This is a genomic window from Kitasatospora sp. NPDC127035, from assembly GCF_042726075.1.
Lineage (GTDB): Bacteria > Actinomycetota > Actinomycetes > Streptomycetales > Streptomycetaceae > Kitasatospora.
Genome location: NZ_JBHXDN010000005.1, coordinates 1 through 16,656, shown reverse-complemented (window position 1 = coordinate 16,656; position 16,656 = coordinate 1). Strand labels below are relative to the sequence as shown.

Genomic DNA, 16,656 nt, shown 5'->3' with positions numbered 1-16,656 from the left:
CGCGCCCTCCGTCTAGGCTTGATCCTCATGGACACCCTGACCGGGCTGCTCGACGGCCCCAAGGCCCGTGGCGCGTTCCTGCTGCGCTCCGTCCTCAGCGCCCCGTGGTCCCTGCGGATCGAGGACCGCGCGCCGCTGTCGGTGATCACCGTGCTGCAGGGCGCGGCCTGGATCCGGCCCGACGGCGGGGATCCGGTGCTGGTCCGGCCCGGTGACCTCGCGCTGCTGCGCGGGCCCGACGCGTACCGCCTCACCGACGGCGGCACCGACGGCCTCCCCGCCGGCCCCGCCGGTGTCCCCACCGCCGGCGCCGTGCTCGCCCCGCCGGCCCCGGGGGAGGCGGCCGAGATCGTGATCGGCCCCGGCCAGGTCTGCTCGCGCGACGGCGTCAGCGTCGCCACCGAGATGGCCCTCGGCCTCCGGACCTGGGGCGAGACCCGGCCCGGTGACGAGCAGCCCTCGGTCCTGCTCACCGGGACGTACCAGGAGGAGCACGAGATCGGCCGCCGGCTCCTCGCCCACCTGCCGACCCTGCTGGTCCGCCCCGCCGGGGTGAACACCACCGAGGACACCCTGGTCCGCCTGCTGGCCGCCGAGGTCACCCGCGCCGAGCCCGGCCAGGAGGTGATGCTGGACCGGCTGCTGGACCTGCTCGTGGTCGGCGCGCTGCGCGGCTGGCTCTCCTCCCCGGACGGCGGCGCGCCCGCCTGGCTGCGGGCCGAGCACGACGAGGTGGTCGGACCGGCGCTGCGCCTGCTGCACGACGACCCCGCCCGGGCGTGGACGGTCGCCGGGCTGGCGGCGGAGGTCGGGGTCTCCCGCGCCGGGCTGGCCCGCCGGTTCACCTCGCTGGTCGGCGAGCCGCCGATGGCCTATCTGGCGAACCGGCGCCTGGCGACCGCCGCCGACCTGCTGCGCGACCCCGGGCACACGATCGCCTGGGTGGCCCGCCGGGTCGGCTACAGCGACGCGTTCGCGCTCAGCACCGCGTTCAAGCGGGTGCGCGGCCTGACCCCGCAGGAGCACCGCCGGCTCGCCGGGGCCGTGGCGCCGGCCGGCGGATCGGACTCCGCCCCGCCGCAGCCGGCGGTGACGACCGTCGTGCTGGCCGGCTGACACGAACACGCCGGTGGGGCCCGCCCCCCGGGGGGGCCGGGCCCCCCCCGGGCCGGGCCCCCCCCGCCCCCCCCCCCCCGGCGGGGGGGGGTGCGGCGGGGGGGGGGGGGGGGGTCCCACCACCCGGGGGGGGGCGCGGCCGGGGGGGGGGGACGGCGCCACCGGCGTGCCGGGCTTGTGCCGACCGACCTCCCCGGAGCGGGGGCGGTCTCAGTTCGCCGTGGTGTGGCAGTGCAGGACCAGGGCCCAGCAGAGGAACCCCAGCGCCGCCGTGCAGAGCAGCGCCCGCGCGGTGTTCCACCGCACCCACCGCGCCTCGAACCGCCCGCGGACCCGCACCGGATCCGCGATCCGCTCCGGGTCCCCGGCGGCGGCCAGTGCGTTGTTCAGGGGGATGTTGACGATCCTCGTCACGGCCAGCGATCCCGAGTAGCAGACCAGTGCGCCCAGGGTGGCCGGGAGCACCCGGTGCCCGTCGGCCGGCAGGTGCAGCGCCACCGCGAGCGCGGTGAAGACCAGCGCGCCGAGGAACCCCAGCAGGAACCAGCCGTTGAGGATCGCCACGTTGATCCGCTGCATCACCTGGATGAACGTCAGGTCGTCGGTCGTGCGCAGCCCGGGCATCACCGAGCAGGCGTAGGCGTAGAACAGCCCGGCGCTCAGTCCGGTGGTGATGGTCGCCGCCACCAGGGTGAACACCCGGATCGCCTCCATACCGCCCCTTCGTCCGTCGGTCACTCACCGCCACCGCCCGGTCGGCGGTCGCGCCCCGGCCCCGCGGGCCGGTGTCCAGGCCGATCATCCGGCATCGAACGGCCGTTTGCCCACCGAATTGTTCGATCTTCCGGCCGTGGTGACGTGCAGTCATCTCCGGGTTCGTGCGGGCCGGCGCGGTTCACGGGGTCGGACCGCTCGGACGGTGCAGTTCAACCAGGCGACCGAACTCTGCCCGATCGGCCAGACCACCGCGCAGACCGTCCTCGGGGACTCCTTCCGTGCCGACGGGTCCCCGCCCACCGGCCTCCGCTTCCGGACGGCCGTCGACGACCGGCGGGCCGATCCCCGGACCCGACCGGGGTCACCCCGCCCCGGCCGGGTCGCCGGCCAGCGCCGCGAGGAGTCCGGCGGCGGTCCAGTGGTCGGCGGCGCCGGGGCGGCTGCTGAGATAGGCGGCGGCCCGCTCGGGCGGCCAGCCGTGGGTTTCGGCGAGTCCGGCGGCGAGGTGGCGCAGGTAGCCGACGCGCGGAACGTTCAGCGCCGCCCCGGCGAGCGTCCACGGAGCGGTGAAGGTCAGCACCGGGACGCCCCCGAGGGTGCCCGGGCAGACCAGCGTCTCGTACCGGCCGGACCCGAGCCGGTCACGGCCGGAGCGCAGGACGGTCGTCAGGTCGAGGTCCGTACCCGTCGGACGGCCCATCTCCTGGGCGGCGATGTCGCTGAACTGCCCGACGGTCAGCAGATGGGCCCGGGCGGGTGTCGCGTCGGGCTGCTCCGCGTCGTAGAAGCCCATGCCGCCGCCCCAGACCCCGGACTCCAGGGCGAAGTAGAGCAGGCCGGGCAGGTGCACCGGCGCCGACCGCCGGGGCGGTCGGGTGTCCCGGCAGCCGGGATGGCGGTGTGCGTCGCCGTGGGCCCGGCCGCCCCGCAGGTAGTGGGTGAGCCGGTCGACGCTCATGTTCGAGCCGTAGGCGGCGTACCAGATCCGGTCGTCCGGGCCCGGAGCGGCGGCCGGCGGACCGGCGAGCGGTCGGATCTCCTCCACGCGCGGTGACGCTACCCGATCAACGGGCCAGGCACCGCCGCCTCTTGCTCCGGTGCCGGCCCGTTCCCGGGCGGTCGGGAACGCCTCACGGGGGGCGCGGGCCGGGGTGCGTGCGGGCTCAGCGCGGGCCCGGGGGAGCGGCGGGCGGCGTCGGGCAGTGGCCGACGCGCGGCCCCGCCGGGTGCGGGCGGCTGAGGAAGGACCAGAGGACCCAGCCGGTCAGGCCGGTGCGGCCGACCACCACCCGGCTCCAGCGGGCGCCGAGCGGTGAGATCCAGGTGTCGACGATCTCGACCCGGTCGCCGCACCGGGCCAGCCCCAGGACGGTCTCGTTGACCGAGTGGTCACGGCGCACGTTGACGGCGCTCGCGGCCACCTCCCAGGTGCCGGAGCCGCCCGGTGGCGGGGTGTCGGTCCGTCCCGCCGCCGGGTGGTGACCGGTTCCGGCGGCCACCGCCGGGAGGGAGAGGACCAGCAGGGAGAGCGCGGCCCAGGCGGTCTTCCCGACGTGTAGAGGCATACCGGGAGAACGAGCCCGCCCGGCGTGCGCGGACCGTGACGCGCCAGTGCCACCCGGACGGCGGTTGCGGCTCGCCCACCCGGGTGCAACAACGACGACCGCCGCCGCTCCCGCGGCGCCCCGGGCCGGGAGCCGGCCGGTCGGTGGGCCGGTGCGTCAGCGGGGCGGACGGCCGGTCCGGAGCAGGTCGGACAGCAGGTGGGACCGGGTGGTGGGCACGGTCGGGCCGTGGGCCCCTACCATGTGCGCCATGAACACTGGGGGGCCGGAGACACGGCTCATCGACGACCGCTTCGAACTGCTGGAACGCCTCGGTGGCGGGGGCATGGGCCTGGTCTGGCGGGCCCGCGACACCATGCTGCACCGCGAGGTCGCGCTCAAGGAAGTCCGGCCGCCCGACCCGGCGATGGCTGCCGCGGACCCGGCCGGCGCCCTTGAGCTGCGCGAACGCGTCCTGCGCGAGGCCCGCGCGCTCGCCCGCCTCCAGCACCCCAACGTCGCCGTGATCCACCACATCGTGGACACCCCGGGCCACCCCCACCCCTGGCTGGTCATGGAACTGGTCAGCGGCGGCAGCCTCGCCGACCGGATCGGCCGGGGTCCGCTCAGCGTCCCCGAGGCGGCCCGCATCGGCCGGGGCGTCCTCGCCGCACTCCGCGCCGCCCACGCCGCCGGCATCCAGCACCGCGACGTCAAACCCGGCAACGTCCTGCTCCGCCCGGACGGCACCCCCGTGCTCACCGACTTCGGCATCGCCGCGGTGCAGGACTCCACCGCCCTCACCGCCACCGGCGCGCTCATCGGCTCACCCGAGTACATCGCCCCCGAACGCATCCGCGGTGAGGAGGGCAACCCCTCCTCCGACCTCTGGTCGCTCGGCATGATGCTCTACGTCGCCGTCGAGGGGCACCACCCGCTGCGGCGCGCCACCACGCTCGCCACCCTCGCGGCCGTCCTCGACGAACCGCTGCCCCCGGCCACCCGCTCCGGCGCGCTCGGCCCGGTCCTGGCCGGACTGCTGGCTCGCGACCCCGGACTCCGGCCCGACGCCGACCAGCTCGACCGGGCCTTCGCCGCCGCCGAACAGGGGGCCGGCCTGGGGGTCGGACACGGTCCGGGACCGGTGCTGTCCGCTCCCACGGCCGGCTGGGCGCCGACCCACATGGACACCCCGCACCCCTCGGCGGGCGGGCCCCTCCCCACCGGTCCCGCGGTCGCGGGGACGGACGCCACCGGATTCGCCGTCAACGGGTTCGGGGTCGACGGCTCGGGCACAAACGGCTCCGGTACCGGCGGCTCGGGCACAAACGGCTTCGGTACCGACGGCTCCGGTACCGACGGCTTCGGTACCGGCGGGCTCCACCGGAGGGACTTCGCCACCACCGGCAGCCACCCCGGCCCGACGTCCACCCACTACCTCGGCGGTACCACCCGGGCCGGCCTCTCGACGACCGCACCGGAGCGGCCCGCCCGCCGCCGCACCGGCGCCGCGGTGACCGTCGCGGTGGTGGGCGTCGCGCTGGCCGGAGTCCTCGCCTGGTCGCTCCGGCCGCACGGCAACACCGTCGGCGGGTCGAACACCACCCCCAGCGCCTCCGGCGTCCCGGGCGCGTCCCCGACGTCGACGGGCTCGGCCGCCCCGGTGGACCCGCCGCCCGCGGCGACCACCCCCGCCGCGCCGACCACGAAGCAGACGGCCAAGAACACCCCGGCCCCCAAGGACCTGATGACCCCCGACGGCGTCCGTACGGTGGTCGCCGCGGTGACGGCCCAGTCCGGCAGCACCAAGGTCAAGCAGCTCACCGTCTACCCCAACTACGCCAGCGCCCAGGTGCCGACCGCCGACGGCCGCGGCTACGACTGGATCGACTACCGCGACGGCGCGACGACCCGGCGGGTCGGCGGATCGATGGGCAAGGACAAGCCGGTCGACCTCGCCCAGTACGACTGGGACGTCATTCCGGCGCTGCTGAAGAAGGCCGACGAGTCGCTCAACGTCAAGAACCCGACCAGCCGCTACCTGATCATCGACGCCTGGTCGAGCGACGGTGTGGCGAGCATCCGGGTCTACCTCTCCGACGCGTACAGCAACGGCGGCTACCTGTTGGCGGACAGCAAGGGCAACGTCCGCCGCGCCTACGCGGCGGACTGAGCGCGGGCGGCCCCGGACGGTGGACCACCGCAGGGCGGGCCGCCCGGGGCTGGACCAAGCTGGACTGGCCCCACCCCGCCGTGAGAGGAGCCGTCGAGGCCATGAGCGAGAACCACCACGTCCTGTTGCTCGACTTCACCGACCGGGAGTCCTGCCGGGCCGCCTTCGAGGACGCCGAGCACCTCCCGGGCCTGCGCCAGTCCGCGATCGTGGAGCGGCTGGCGGACGGCACCCTCGACTTCCCCGTCAGCCAGGTCCGCGGCGCGGGCGCGTCGACCGTCGGTGCGGGTGTGGTCGGCGGCCTGGCCGGCCTGCTGGCCGGACCGATCGGCGGGCTGCTGGGCTGGGCGGCCGGAACGGCGCTCGGCAGCGCCGCCGAGAACCGGCGGGACACCGACGGCGGCGCCGGACTGATCGTCCTCAGCGAGCAGGTGGAGAACGGCCACAGCCTGCTGGTCCTCGACGTGGTCGAGACCTCGCCGGAGCCGGTCGACCGGCTCGCCGAGCGCCACCACGTCCAGGTCCGCCGGATCCCGGCGGACGAACTGGCCGAGCGGGTGAAGCAGGCGCAGCGCGCCGCCGAGGAGTCCTGAGCCGACCGGCCCGTCGCCCCGGGCGGGGCCGGCCGGGGCCCGGGCCCCCGTCAGGACGGTTCCGGCCCGGCCGGGCAGGCGTCCAGCAGGACCCGGCCCGCCGCGGTGAGGACGTACGGCACCGAGCGGCCGACCCGGCGTCGGTGCGCGAGGCCGGCCTCGCGCAGGATCCGGAGGTGGCGGCCCACCGAGCCCAGCGGGAGCCCGGTGAGCGCCACCAGCTGGGTGGTGGTCCTGGGTACGTCGAGCTGGGTGAGGAGCCCGGCCCGGGCCGGGCCGAGGAGTGCGGCCAGCGCCTGCGGCACCGGGCGCCGCCCCTCCTCGGCGAGGACGCCCGCGCAGGGGTAGACGACCGCGTACCGCCGGCCCGGACGGGCCCGCCGGCCGTCGACCGGCGGGACGTCCCAGCAGACCCAGCTCCGGCTCGGGGTGACGGGGACGAACAGCAGCTGCGCACCGGCGAGTTCCAGCGGAGGGCTGTCGGACGGGGTGACCTGCAGGCGGCTCCCGCCGAGCCAGCGCAGGCCGGGGCGCATCCCGTCCAGGGCGGCGGCCCACCCGTGGGTGCCGTGTCGGGCGGTCCGGGCGAGGGCGTCGGCCTCGATGATCCGCCTGCGGTGCGGCCAGGACGGCCGGACCGTCTCCGTCCACACCCACGCCAGCAGGTCGGCGGCGCGCTCCGCCAGGTCGTCGCGGCGCAGCAGCTCCGGCACCGGACCGCCCAGGGCCTCGGCGAGGTCGGCCCGGACGACGCCGGGCGGGGTGGCCCGGACCGGCTCCAGCTCCCGTGCGAAGGTCGCTCCGCCCCGGTCCCCGCCCCCGCTCTCGCTCTCGGCGGCGGGCGTCGGGGTGAGGAAGGTGGCGTTCCACCGGGGGCCGAGGGCCGCGCCGACCAGGGCGGCGGTGACCGGGTCGGCGGCCGAGCGTTCCCGGTACCGGGGCAGGTGGGCGTCCAGCCACCGGCGCTCGCCGGGGTGCGCGGCGGTGCCGTGCCGCAGGGTCTTGAGGGCGGCGACGGTCTCGGCGAGCGGTGAGACGACGAACCGGCTCTGCGCCAGCGTGTCCGCGTCGACCTGCCACCACCCCATGCGTTTTCGCCTCCCTGCGAAAACCTAACGCCCCGCACGCCGGGCCGACGAGACTCCCCGGCATGCGTACCTACCGAGAGCTCTTCCGGGCGGGGGAGTTCACCCCGCTCCTGCTGGCCTCGGCCGGGCAGACCGCGGCCCAGACGCTGGGCGGTCCGGCACTGGGCCTGCTGGTGTTCCGGCGGACGGGCTCCCCGTTCCTCTCCTCGCTGGCCATGTTCGGTCCGGCCCTCGGGCAACTGGTCGGCGCGGTCACCGTGCTCTCGGCGGCGGACCGGCTGCCGCCGCGCGCCGCGCTGACGGGGGTGGCGCTCCTCCTGGGTGCGGGCACGGCCGCGCCGGCCGTCCCCGGGATGCCGCTCTGGGCGCTGTTCCCGGTCCTGCTGGCGCTCGGCGTGGCCGGCGCGGTCGGCGGCGGTGCGCGGTACGGGCTGCTCGACGACATCCTGGCGCGCGACGGCCGCCTGCTCGGGAGGTCCGTCCTCGGCATGTCGGCCGGCGTCCTCCAGATCTGCGGATTCGCGGCCGGGGGCGTCCTGGTGACGGTCCTCTCCCCACGCGGCACCCTGCTCGTGGCAGCCGCCCTCCATCTGCTGTCCGCGGGGGTGGCGCGGTTCGGGCTGGGGCGGCGGCCGGCCCGGGCGTCCGGACGGCCGTCGGTGGCCGAGACCTGGCGGACCGACGTGCTCCTCTGGTCCTCGGTGCCGCGCCGGTACGTGTACCTCGCGCTCTGGGTGCCGAACGGTCTGATCGTCGGGGCGGAGGCCCTCTACGTGCCGTACAGCCCGCACGGGTCCGGCCTGCTCTTCGCGTGCGGCGCGCTCGGGATGCTGGCCGGGGACGCGGTCGTCGGACGCTTCCTGCCGGCCCGCCGGCGGGAGGGCTGGGCCGTGCCGCTCTGCGTCCTGCTCGCCGCCCCCTACCTGTTCTTCCTCCTGGAACCGGGCCTGCCGGTCGCGGTGGCGCTGGTCACGGTCGCCACGTTCGGGTACGCGACGGGCCTGCTGCTCCAGGACCGGCTGATGGAGCTGACCCCCGGGCGGCTCGCCGGGCAGGCACTCGGGCTGCACACCTCGGGCATGCTCGCCATGCAGGGGGTGGGGGCGGCCGTCGCCGGAGCCCTGGCCGAGTCGACCTCCCCGGCCACCGGCATGGCGGCGACCGCGGCCCTGTCGCTGGCCGTGACCCTGCTGCTGGCACCGGGGCTGCGCAGCGGCGGCCGGACCGGCGGCCGGACCGGCGGCCCACGAGGAAGGCTGCGGCGGATCCCGAGGTGGAACCCGCAGCGAGACCTGCGGCGCGAACCGTCCGGGTGAGGTCGTGGACCCGGCCGCCGAGCCACTCCCCGCCGAGCCGCCCCCTGGTGAGCCGCTCCCCGCCGCGCCGCCCCCTGGTGAGCCGCTCCCGGCGACGGCGGAGGTGGCCCGGGCCGGGAGGGCCCGGCCGGCCCCGGGCGGGGTCAGGCGTCCCGGCGCGGCTCGACCCGGAAGTCGAAGGCGGTGGTGCCCGGGTCGAGGGCGGTGACCCCGCCGTCGACCGTGAGCACCGCGCCGTTCACGTAGCTCGCGGCCGGTGACAGCAGCCAGCCGACGGCCGCGGCGACCTCCTCCGGTTCGCCGGGCCGGCCCGCCGGGCTCAGCCGGGTCGCCACCTCGTAGGCCTCGTCGACGCCGCCCGCCAGTCCCGCCCGCTCCGCGAGGCGTGCCATCGGGCGGTCGGCCATCTCGGTGCGGACCCAGCTGGGGCAGACGGTGTTGGCCCGCAGCCCGAGCCGGCCGTAGTCGACGGCCAGCGAGCCGCAGAGCTGCAACAGCGCGGCCTTCGAGGTCGCGTAGGCGGCGTTGGCGGCGCCGTTGCGCAGGGCGGAGACCGAGGCGACCGCCACCACCGCCCCGCGCGACTCCAGCAGGTGCGGCAGCGCCGCCCGGAGGAGGAGGAACGGGCCGGTCACGTTGGTCCGCATGACCAGCTCCCAGTCCTCCGGCGTCACGTCGCCGACCGAGCCGGGCCGGCCCACTCCGGCGTTGAGCACCAGCCCGTCGAGCCGTCCGAAGGCGGCGACGGCCGCCGCCACGAGCTCCCGGACGCCGTCCGGGTCGGTGGTGTCGGACACGTGGGCGAGCGCGCCGGTCTCCCGGGCGACGCGCTCCAGCGGCTCGCCGCGCCGGCCGGAGACGACCACCTGGTGGCCCTCGTCGCGCAGCAGCCGGGCGGTGGCCGCGCCGATCCCGGTCCCGCCGCCGGTGACGATGACAACGCGCTGTTCCGCCATGGGCCGGCGCCTCCGTGGACTTCGATGATCATCGGACCGTCGGATCCTACGCCGACGGCCCGTCAGCTTCGGAGTCGGGCCGCCCGGGCCGGCGGGGGCGGTTCACACGTCGGCCGGCCGTTCGCCGCGGCCGGGCCCTGCTGGACCCGGGTGCCGGGGCCGGGCCGGCCGGAATTGCGGGGCGAGGTGTGCCGCCCGCGCCACGGCGGCCCCCACGCCGATCCCCCCGCCTCGTCGCCGGGACCGGGATCGCGTGAGGGCCGCGCGGGCGTCCGGGGAGCTCCCGGACGGGTGGTGCCGCCGACCGGCCGTTCGGGGCCGGGTGCCGAGCGACCCGTCAGGCGATCGGCACGACCTGCTCCGCCTGCGGCCCCTTGGGCCCCTGGGTGACGTCGTATTCGACCCGGGCCCCCTCGGCCAGCTCCTTGAAGCCCGTGGTCTGGATCGCGGAGAAGTGGACGAACACGTCCGGGCCGCCGTCGTCCTGCTGGATGAACCCGAAGCCCTTCTCGCCGTTGAACCACTTCACAGTGCCTGTTGCCATCAGTGCCGATCCCTCGTCGCATCCTGCGGCGCGACCCGCGCGCCGGCCGGGCCCATGTACGGGCGACGGCGTCTGAAGCATGCATTCCTGAGGTGCTCCGAGAACCCGTTTCGACTCCGTGTCAACGAAGCTCACCCGTTCGTGCGACCGGGAGAACGGCGGCTCCGTCGGGCGAGGCCGACGGCGAACCGCTGCTCCGGGGGAGGGGCACGGCTCCTGACTCCGTTCGGGGCCGGTGTGCACGGACGGTCAAACGCTGTGCGCGCCGGGCAAAGCCGGTCGGTGACCCCTGGCCTACGGTCGGTTGTGCCGCCTCCCGCCGAGGTCGGCGCACCGATCCCCCCGCACCGAAGAGGCCGCACCATGACCGATTCCGCCCCCGTCACCCCCGTCCTGGAACCCGCCGCCGCGGCGTTCGCCGCGGACACCGCCAAGCCCCCGTTCCTCTTCCAGCTGCCGCCCGAGGAGGGCCGGGCCGCCGTCGACGAGGTCCAGTCCGGCGGGAGCGCCCGCCCGGACGTGGACGACGAGTGGGTGACCGTACCGGGCGGCCCGACCGGCGAGGTCCGGGCGCGGATCGTCCGCCCGGCCGGTGCGGTGGGCGAACTGCCCGTCGTCCTCTACGTCCACGGCGCCGGCTGGGTCTTCGGCAACGCCCACACCCACGACCGGCTGGTCCGCGAACTGGCCGTCGGCACCGGCGCGGCCGTGGTCTTCCCGGAGTACGACCGGGCCCCGGAGCACCGTTACCCCGTCGCCCTCGAACAGAGCTGGACCGTCGCCCGCTGGGTCGTCACCGAGGGCGCGGCCAAGGGCCTGGACGCCACCCGGATCGCCGTCGCCGGCGACTCGGTCGGCGGCAACATGAGCGCCGCCCTCACCCTGCTCGCCAAGGAGCGCGGCGGGCTGCCGCTGGTCCACCAGGTGCTCTTCTACCCGGTCACCGACGCGGCCTTCGACACCGCCTCCTACCACCAGTTCGCCGAGGGCTACTTCCTGCGGCGCGACGGCATGCAGTGGTTCTGGGACCAGTACACGACCGACGAGGCCCAGCGCGCCGAGATCACCGCCTCGCCGCTGCGCGCCACCCTCGAACAGCTCGCGGACCTGCCGCCGGCCCTGGTCGTCACCGGCGAGGCGGACGTCCTGCGCGACGAGGGCGAGGCCTACGCCAACAAGCTGCGCGCGGCGGGCGTGCCGGTGACCGCCGTCCGCTTCCAGGGCATCATCCACGACTTCGTGATGCTCGACGCGCTGCGCGGGACGCACGCCGCCGAGGCGGCGATCGCGCTCGCCGTGGCCACCCTGCGCGAGGCCCTCGCCGAGCGCTGATCCTCCTCCCCGTCCGCCTTGTGACGTGGGCGTCCGGGCGTGGCTCCGCCTCCGGTCCCGGTGCCTGCCCCGGTGCCGGCCTGGCGCCGGGGCAGGGGGCTCGGGGCAACCCGCCGGCAGCTTCGTCCGGCTGCTCCCGGTTCTCCCGTCCCCCGTCCGCCGTCCCCCGGACGCCCGGAGCTCGGGGCGGGGGCCGTCGGGGCGGAACGCGGTGGTTCCTTGGGGTCGACTCCTCCGCCCGCCTGGCGCGCCGTGCCCGCCGGATCCGGGGCGGTGCGTCAGCATGCCGGACAGGCCGCGGCGGCAGGTCCGACGCCTCCCGGTCCCAGCCGTCCGTCCACGCATCGGGGTGCCGCCGGTGGGGCGGCTCCCGCGCGGCGGCCGCCCCGAGGATCCGGAGTTCCAGAAGATGATCACAGTGTTCCGTATCGACGCGCCCCCGACCGGCATCGAGACCGGGGAGGACGGGGCCGAGGTCACCCCCGAGCAGATCGAGGAGGAGATCCGCGCGCGACAGGCTTTCGTGGACGCGGTCTCGCCCTACCTGGCCGCCCTGCCGGACCGGCCGATCAGCCACTCCGGCAACGTCGAGAAGGTCGAGCTCCTCGGTGCGGACGTGACCACCCGGCTGAACCGGTACCTGCTGCTGGTGACGGTCGACGTCGGCGACCCGCGGATCGACTTCGACTCCTTCGTGCCGGCCGGCACCACCGTCACCCCGGTGATCGAGGGTCTCCGTCCGGTCGCCCAGTGGCCGGCCGCGGGCCGGTCCTGAGCTCCTCCGCAACTCCTCCGTCACTCCTGAGCACCTCTGACCGATCCTGACCGGGGCCGGCCCGGCGGTATCCGGCCGTACCGGCCGGTCCCGAGACTCCCGGCCGGTGCGGCCGAACCTCCGGCCCCCTGTGGAACACGGCCCGGTGCGCGGCACGACCGCGCACCGGGCCGTGCCGCGTCTCGGGCCCGAACGACCCCCGATAGGTCAGTCGTCGACATATGACGCCCGATGTCCTATGGTCAGTGCACGGCGGGCCGTCGGGGGTTGGAAGATCCGATGCGCCTGGTGCTGCATCGCGCCGGCCCGCCCCGTTTCGCCCTCCCGGCAGCCTGTCGGCCGGGCGTGAGCCGGCGTGCGGGCCCGTCTCCCGCCGGCCGTTTCCACTGAATCGTGGTCCAGGGGAGGATCCGTAGTGCTTCACCGTTCCCGCATGCCCAAGGTGCTCGGCGTCGGCACCGCCGTCGTGCTCGGCCTGGGGCTCGGCGTCCCGCCGGCGTTCGCCGGACCGGCCGCCGAACCCGACCCCGTGCCCGGCCTGGTCGCCGGTCGGGACACCGCCGCGCCCCAGCTCGTCACCGGCCTGTCCGAGCCCGCCGTCGGCGCCGACCCGGCCGGCGCGGCACTGGCCCACCTCGCCGCCCACCCGGACCGCTACCGCGTGGACCCCGCCCAGCTGGCCGAACTCGGCACCGAGCGGGCCTCCGACGGCCGGCGCACCGTCAGGTTCGAGCAGCGGTACGGGGGAGTCCCGGTGCTCGGCGGGCAGTACCTGGTGCACCTCACCGGCGACGGAGCCGGGCAGCGGGTCGAGTCGGTCGGCGGGAAGTACTTCACCGGCCTGTCCGCGCCGACCGCCGCCACCGTCCCGGACGCGGTGCTGCGCGAGCTTGCCCTCACCTCGGTCGACGACCCGGGCGCCCGGGCCGGAGCCACCGCGGAGGACCGCGGCCTGGTGATCCTGCCCGGCGACACCGGCCGCCTGGCACGGCACTTCACGGTGCGCGGCGCCGGACCGGACGCCGCAGGACGCCCGGCCCGCGAGGTCTACGTGGACGCCACCGCCGGCGTGATCGCCCTCGCCCACGACGCCCGCTCCCCGTACCCGGCGGGCGGCGCCGCCGCCCGGGCGGAGAGCGCGCCCGGCGCCCCGGCGACCTCCCCCGAGGCCGCCACCGGCACCGCCCCGGACGTCCTCGGCCGCTCCGCCAAGGTCAACATCGTCCGCCTCCCGGACGGGAGTTACCAGCTCGTCGACGTCACCCGGTCCGCCTCGCTCACCACCTACGACGCGGCCGCGCGCGACGAGTTCGACTTCAACGGAGGCATCCCCGCAGGCGTCCTCCCGCCGGTCTCCCCGACGCCGGACTTCCCGGCCGGCACCGGCACCAGCGGCGCCACCGACGCCCATCTCAACGCGGGCGCGGTGTACGACTTCTACCGTGACCGGCTCGGCCGGGAGGGCCTGGACGGCAAGGGCGGCGCGATCACCTCCGTCGTCAACCTGACCTCCGGCGGCAAGCCCATGGTGAACGCCTACTGGGACGGCTCGAAGATGCTCTACGGCGCCGCCAGCGACAAGCGCCACCCGTTCTCCGTGGCGCTCGACGTGGCCGGCCACGAGATGACCCACGGCGTCATCGGGAACACCGCGAACCTCGTCTACCTCGGCCAGTCCGGCGCGATGAACGAGGCGCTCGCCGACTACTTCGGCAACGCCATCGAGGTGACCACGCGCGGGACGGCGATGAACGACCCGCGCGCCGCGCTCCTCGGCGAGAGCCTCTGCCTGACCGGCACGCCCGAGGACTGCGCGGACCGCCGGATGGACGACCACCGGACCACCGTCGACGACTACCTCGGCGTCTCGCCGTCCCTCGACAGCGGCGGCGTCCACCTCAACTCCACCATCTTCTCCGGCGCGCTGTGGGACATCCGGCGCACCCTCGACCCGCTCACCGCCGACCGGCTGGTCTACCGCGCGCTCGCCGAGTACCTCACCCCGGTCGACGACTTCGTGGACGGCCGCAACGCGGTGCTCGCCGCCGGCCGGGCCCTCGGCCTCGGCCGGGCCCAACTCCGCACCGTGGCCGACGCCTTCGACGCACACGGGATCCGGGCCGGCTGGCAGCAGCGGATCGGCCTGGACAGCCGGGTGCTGCTCCGCGACGCCTCCACCGTGAGCATCGCCCCCGCCGCGGCCAAGGGCCGCTGGGTGGCGGCGACCGCCGAGAAGGGCGGCAAGGGCTTCCTCTCGGTCTTCACCGGCGCGGTCACCGGCGGCGGCACGCCAACCAGGATCAGCCCGGCCGACGGCCGTTCGCACGGCTGGCCCGCCACCGACGGCACCTCCGCCGCCTGGGCCTCCATGGGGGCCGACGCGCAGGGCAGTTGGGGGATGGAGGTCTTCGCCCGCCCGCTGAACGGCGGCGAGCTCCGCAGCGTCCACCGCGGCGCCAACCAGTACATCTCCGAGGTCCAGGTCTCCGGCGGGACCGTCGCCTTCCGGGTGAACGACTTCGGGTCCGGCCGGACGTGGATCCAGCTCCACCGCGACGGGGCCCCCGCCGTGGAACTCCCCGTGGCGGACGACCACGACGTGACCGCACTCAGTCTCAAGGACGGCCTGCTCGGCTGGAGCGAGGACTGGACGACCGGTGAGACCCGCTCCTCGGCGGCCACCGTGTACTCGGTCGCCGAGGGCAAGGTCGTGGCCCGGTACCCCGCCGCCGGCGGGGCGTCGGTCTCCTCCACCGTGCTCGCGGGCGGCCGGGTGCTCTGGGTCGAGACCCCCGCCGACCGGACCGGGCGCAGCTCGATCCGCTCCGGCGCGCTGGACGGATCCGGCGTGACGGAGCTGCTCCCCGGCGACTCGACGTACGCGAAGCTGCGCCCCACCATCACCGCCTCCGACCGCGCCGTCACCTTCGGGTACCGGGACGGCGACCGGCCGGCCGGTGGCTGGTCCAACGCCGCGCTGTCCAAGATCTGGCAGATCCCGATCACCGGCGGCACCCCGCAGCGGGTCTCCTGCAACCGGGGCGGCCAGTACCTGCCGGCCGCCGACCAGGGCACCCGGGTGGTCTGGCTGGACGGCTCGGCGGGCCGTACCGACCTGGTGGTCCGCGACCGCCCGGCCGGGTCCTGCTGACCCGACCCACCCGATCCACCTGACCGGGCGATCCACCTGACCGGGCGACCCACCTGACCGGGCGACCGCCCGACGACGGCAGATCCCGATCTGCCTCCCGGAACCGCCGGCTCGCGCCGGCGAACGGCCGGCCACCGGACCCCCGCGGTGGCCGGCCGTTGCCGTTGCCGTTGCCGCTACCCAAGGGTGTTGATCCACTATTAGTTGAATGATAAATTAGATGCATCGACCACTGAGCGAGCCCAGGAGGAACGATGTCGACCACCAGTGTCGCCGACAACCCCGAGAAGTCCCGCTACGAAATCACCGCCGACGGCGAACTCGCCGGCTTCGCCGAGTACCACCGCTACGAGGGCGAGATCGCCTTCATCCACACGGAGATCGACGAGCGGTTCGGCGGCCGTGGCCTCGCCGGTGCCCTCGCCCGCGCGGCCCTCGACGACGCCCGGGCCCGGGAGCTGGCCGTGCTCCCGTACTGCCCCTTCATCCGCGGCTGGCTGGGCAAGCACCCGGAGTACACCGACCTGGTGCCGTCCGCCCAGCACGAGCGGTTCGGCCTGTGACCGCCGCACCGGCCGCCGGCACCCCGGACGCCACCGCGGGTGAGTTCGTCCGGTCCGCCGCCGCCGTGGCCACCAGCACCGGCGACGACTACCGGGTCGACATCCGCTCCGGCCGCCACCGCCTGTCCGCCGACGAACCGGAGTCGGCCGGCGGCGCCGACACCGCCACCACCCCCGTCGGCCTGCTCCTCTCCGCCCTCGGCTCCTGCACCGCGATCACCCTGCGGATGTACGCCCAGCGCAAGGACTGGCCGCTGACGACCGTCCGCGTGCACCTCGGCTACGAGAAGGGCCCCGAGAAGGCGGTCCGCATCACCCGGCGCATCGACCTCGTCGGCGACCTCGACGACGCCCAGCGTGCCCGGCTGCTCGACATCGCCGACCGGACGCCCGTCACCCGCGCGGTCTCCGCCGGCACCCCCATCGTGCCCGCCGCCCGGCACTGACCGAGCGCCGAGCCCTCGGCACCGTCCGACCCCCGGCGCCTCCCGCGCCCCGACCCAGGGAGTACGGCCCACCATGGCTGAACCCGTCCGCGACCCCGCCGCCCCATCGTCCGCTCCCGCGCCCGCGCCCGCCGTCCGGGGCGGGCACGAGTCCACCCCCGGCGGCCCGGTCCACGAACTGCTGGCCCCGCGCGAGACCGCGCTCGGCGGCAGCACCGTGGTGCGCCGGCTGCTGCCGAACATGGGTCGCCGGATGGTCGGTGCGTGGTGCTTCGTCGACCACTACGGGCCGGACGACATCGCGGAGGAGCCCGGCATGCAGGTGCCGCCGCACCCGCACAT

General features: G+C 76.0%; 15 protein-coding genes and 1 pseudogene. 10 read left to right on the top strand and 6 right to left on the bottom strand.

The features are described 5' to 3' along the window. The first annotated feature begins 27 nt into the window (after positions 1 to 27). A complete protein-coding gene (locus ACFWIC_RS04225; RefSeq protein ID WP_380515653.1) occupies positions 28 to 1,116 on the top strand; it encodes an AraC family transcriptional regulator in 1,089 nt (362 codons plus the stop codon). A 210-nt stretch (positions 1,117 to 1,326) separates the two neighbouring features. Here the strand turns inward: ACFWIC_RS04225 and ACFWIC_RS04220 are convergent, their stop codons facing one another. From ACFWIC_RS04220 to ACFWIC_RS04210, 3 genes are all read right to left on the bottom strand, one after another. Further along, positions 1,327 to 1,830, bottom strand: a complete 504-nt coding sequence (locus ACFWIC_RS04220; protein WP_329881011.1) for a DUF1772 domain-containing protein — start codon at positions 1,828 to 1,830, stop codon at positions 1,327 to 1,329. Between the two features lie 364 nt (positions 1,831 to 2,194). Beyond that, entirely contained in the window at positions 2,195 to 2,878 is a 684-nt protein-coding gene (locus tag ACFWIC_RS04215; RefSeq protein WP_380515650.1) for a histone deacetylase, read from the bottom strand. 118 nt (positions 2,879 to 2,996) lie between these two features. Continuing rightward, positions 2,997 to 3,398 carry an SH3 domain-containing protein gene (locus tag ACFWIC_RS04210; protein ID WP_329881010.1) on the bottom strand — a complete coding sequence of 134 codons (402 nt, stop codon included), beginning with the start codon at positions 3,396 to 3,398 and terminating at the stop codon, positions 2,997 to 2,999. Positions 3,399 to 3,648: 250 nt separating this feature from the next. Here ACFWIC_RS04210 and ACFWIC_RS04205 point away from each other — a divergent pair, with 250 nt between their 5' ends. Then, a complete protein-coding gene (locus tag ACFWIC_RS04205) occupies positions 3,649 to 5,550 on the top strand; it encodes a serine/threonine-protein kinase (protein ID WP_380359116.1) in 1,902 nt (633 codons plus the stop codon). A 101-nt stretch (positions 5,551 to 5,651) separates the two neighbouring features. After that, the gene (locus ACFWIC_RS04200; protein ID WP_380359119.1) at positions 5,652 to 6,143 is read left to right on the top strand and encodes a histidine kinase; all 492 of its coding nucleotides are present in this window, start codon (positions 5,652 to 5,654) and stop codon (positions 6,141 to 6,143) included. A 50-nt stretch (positions 6,144 to 6,193) separates the two neighbouring features. On the opposite strand, the gene ACFWIC_RS04195 is transcribed toward ACFWIC_RS04200, so the two are convergent. Further along, entirely contained in the window at positions 6,194 to 7,231 is a 1,038-nt protein-coding gene (locus ACFWIC_RS04195; protein WP_380515646.1) for an ArsR/SmtB family transcription factor, read from the bottom strand. 62 nt (positions 7,232 to 7,293) lie between these two features. Here ACFWIC_RS04195 and ACFWIC_RS04190 point away from each other — a divergent pair, with 62 nt between their 5' ends. Then, positions 7,294 to 8,547, top strand: a complete 1,254-nt coding sequence (locus ACFWIC_RS04190) for an MFS transporter (protein WP_380515644.1) — start codon at positions 7,294 to 7,296, stop codon at positions 8,545 to 8,547. A 143-nt stretch (positions 8,548 to 8,690) separates the two neighbouring features. Here ACFWIC_RS04190 and ACFWIC_RS04185 read toward each other — a convergent pair whose 3' ends face one another. Together ACFWIC_RS04185 and ACFWIC_RS04180 are read right to left on the bottom strand one after the other, a co-directional pair. Next, positions 8,691 to 9,503: an SDR family NAD(P)-dependent oxidoreductase gene (locus ACFWIC_RS04185; protein WP_380515641.1), complete on the bottom strand. Its 813-nt coding sequence runs from the start codon at positions 9,501 to 9,503 to the stop codon at positions 8,691 to 8,693. A 337-nt stretch (positions 9,504 to 9,840) separates the two neighbouring features. Beyond that, positions 9,841 to 10,047, bottom strand: coding sequence for a cold-shock protein (locus ACFWIC_RS04180; RefSeq protein ID WP_380359129.1), 207 nt, complete (start codon positions 10,045 to 10,047; stop codon positions 9,841 to 9,843). Positions 10,048 to 10,410: 363 nt separating this feature from the next. Here ACFWIC_RS04180 and ACFWIC_RS04175 point away from each other — a divergent pair, with 363 nt between their 5' ends. The 6 genes and pseudogenes from ACFWIC_RS04175 to ACFWIC_RS04150 form a co-directional block, all read left to right on the top strand. Then, entirely contained in the window at positions 10,411 to 11,379 is a 969-nt protein-coding gene (locus ACFWIC_RS04175) for an alpha/beta hydrolase (protein ID WP_329881001.1), read from the top strand. Positions 11,380 to 11,788: 409 nt separating this feature from the next. Further along, positions 11,789 to 12,154 carry a hypothetical protein gene (locus ACFWIC_RS04170; protein WP_329881000.1) on the top strand — a complete coding sequence of 122 codons (366 nt, stop codon included), beginning with the start codon at positions 11,789 to 11,791 and terminating at the stop codon, positions 12,152 to 12,154. Positions 12,155 to 12,587: 433 nt separating this feature from the next. Further along, a complete protein-coding gene (locus ACFWIC_RS04165) occupies positions 12,588 to 15,305 on the top strand; it encodes a M4 family metallopeptidase (RefSeq protein ID WP_380515636.1) in 2,718 nt (905 codons plus the stop codon). A 254-nt stretch (positions 15,306 to 15,559) separates the two neighbouring features. Next, positions 15,560 to 15,868, top strand: a complete 309-nt coding sequence (locus tag ACFWIC_RS04160) for a GNAT family N-acetyltransferase (protein ID WP_329880997.1) — start codon at positions 15,560 to 15,562, stop codon at positions 15,866 to 15,868. Next, on the top strand, positions 15,865 to 16,314 hold the full coding sequence (locus ACFWIC_RS04155) for an OsmC family protein (RefSeq protein ID WP_380359138.1): 450 nt from the start codon (positions 15,865 to 15,867) through the stop codon (positions 16,312 to 16,314). The genes ACFWIC_RS04160 and ACFWIC_RS04155 overlap by 4 nt, the downstream gene beginning before the upstream one ends. Positions 16,315 to 16,387: 73 nt before the next feature. After that, positions 16,388 to 16,656: pseudogene (locus tag ACFWIC_RS04150) on the top strand (hypothetical protein); the annotation flags it as partial.

Coding starts and splice junctions, on each gene's coding strand:
- ACFWIC_RS04225 (WP_380515653.1), top strand. CDS start 28: ATGGACACCCTGACCGGGCTGCTCGACGGCCCCAAGGCCCGTGGCGCG.
- ACFWIC_RS04220 (WP_329881011.1), bottom strand. CDS start 1,830: ATGGAGGCGATCCGGGTGTTCACCCTGGTGGCGGCGACCATCACCACC.
- ACFWIC_RS04210 (WP_329881010.1), bottom strand. CDS start 3,398: ATGCCTCTACACGTCGGGAAGACCGCCTGGGCCGCGCTCTCCCTGCTG.
- ACFWIC_RS04205 (WP_380359116.1), top strand. CDS start 3,649: ATGAACACTGGGGGGCCGGAGACACGGCTCATCGACGACCGCTTCGAA.
- ACFWIC_RS04200 (WP_380359119.1), top strand. CDS start 5,652: ATGAGCGAGAACCACCACGTCCTGTTGCTCGACTTCACCGACCGGGAG.
- ACFWIC_RS04195 (WP_380515646.1), bottom strand. CDS start 7,231: ATGGGGTGGTGGCAGGTCGACGCGGACACGCTGGCGCAGAGCCGGTTC.
- ACFWIC_RS04190 (WP_380515644.1), top strand. CDS start 7,294: ATGCGTACCTACCGAGAGCTCTTCCGGGCGGGGGAGTTCACCCCGCTC.
- ACFWIC_RS04185 (WP_380515641.1), bottom strand. CDS start 9,503: ATGGCGGAACAGCGCGTTGTCATCGTCACCGGCGGCGGGACCGGGATC.
- ACFWIC_RS04180 (WP_380359129.1), bottom strand. CDS start 10,047: ATGGCAACAGGCACTGTGAAGTGGTTCAACGGCGAGAAGGGCTTCGGG.
- ACFWIC_RS04175 (WP_329881001.1), top strand. CDS start 10,411: ATGACCGATTCCGCCCCCGTCACCCCCGTCCTGGAACCCGCCGCCGCG.
- ACFWIC_RS04170 (WP_329881000.1), top strand. CDS start 11,789: ATGATCACAGTGTTCCGTATCGACGCGCCCCCGACCGGCATCGAGACC.
- ACFWIC_RS04165 (WP_380515636.1), top strand. CDS start 12,588: ATGCCCAAGGTGCTCGGCGTCGGCACCGCCGTCGTGCTCGGCCTGGGG.
- ACFWIC_RS04160 (WP_329880997.1), top strand. CDS start 15,560: ATGTCGACCACCAGTGTCGCCGACAACCCCGAGAAGTCCCGCTACGAA.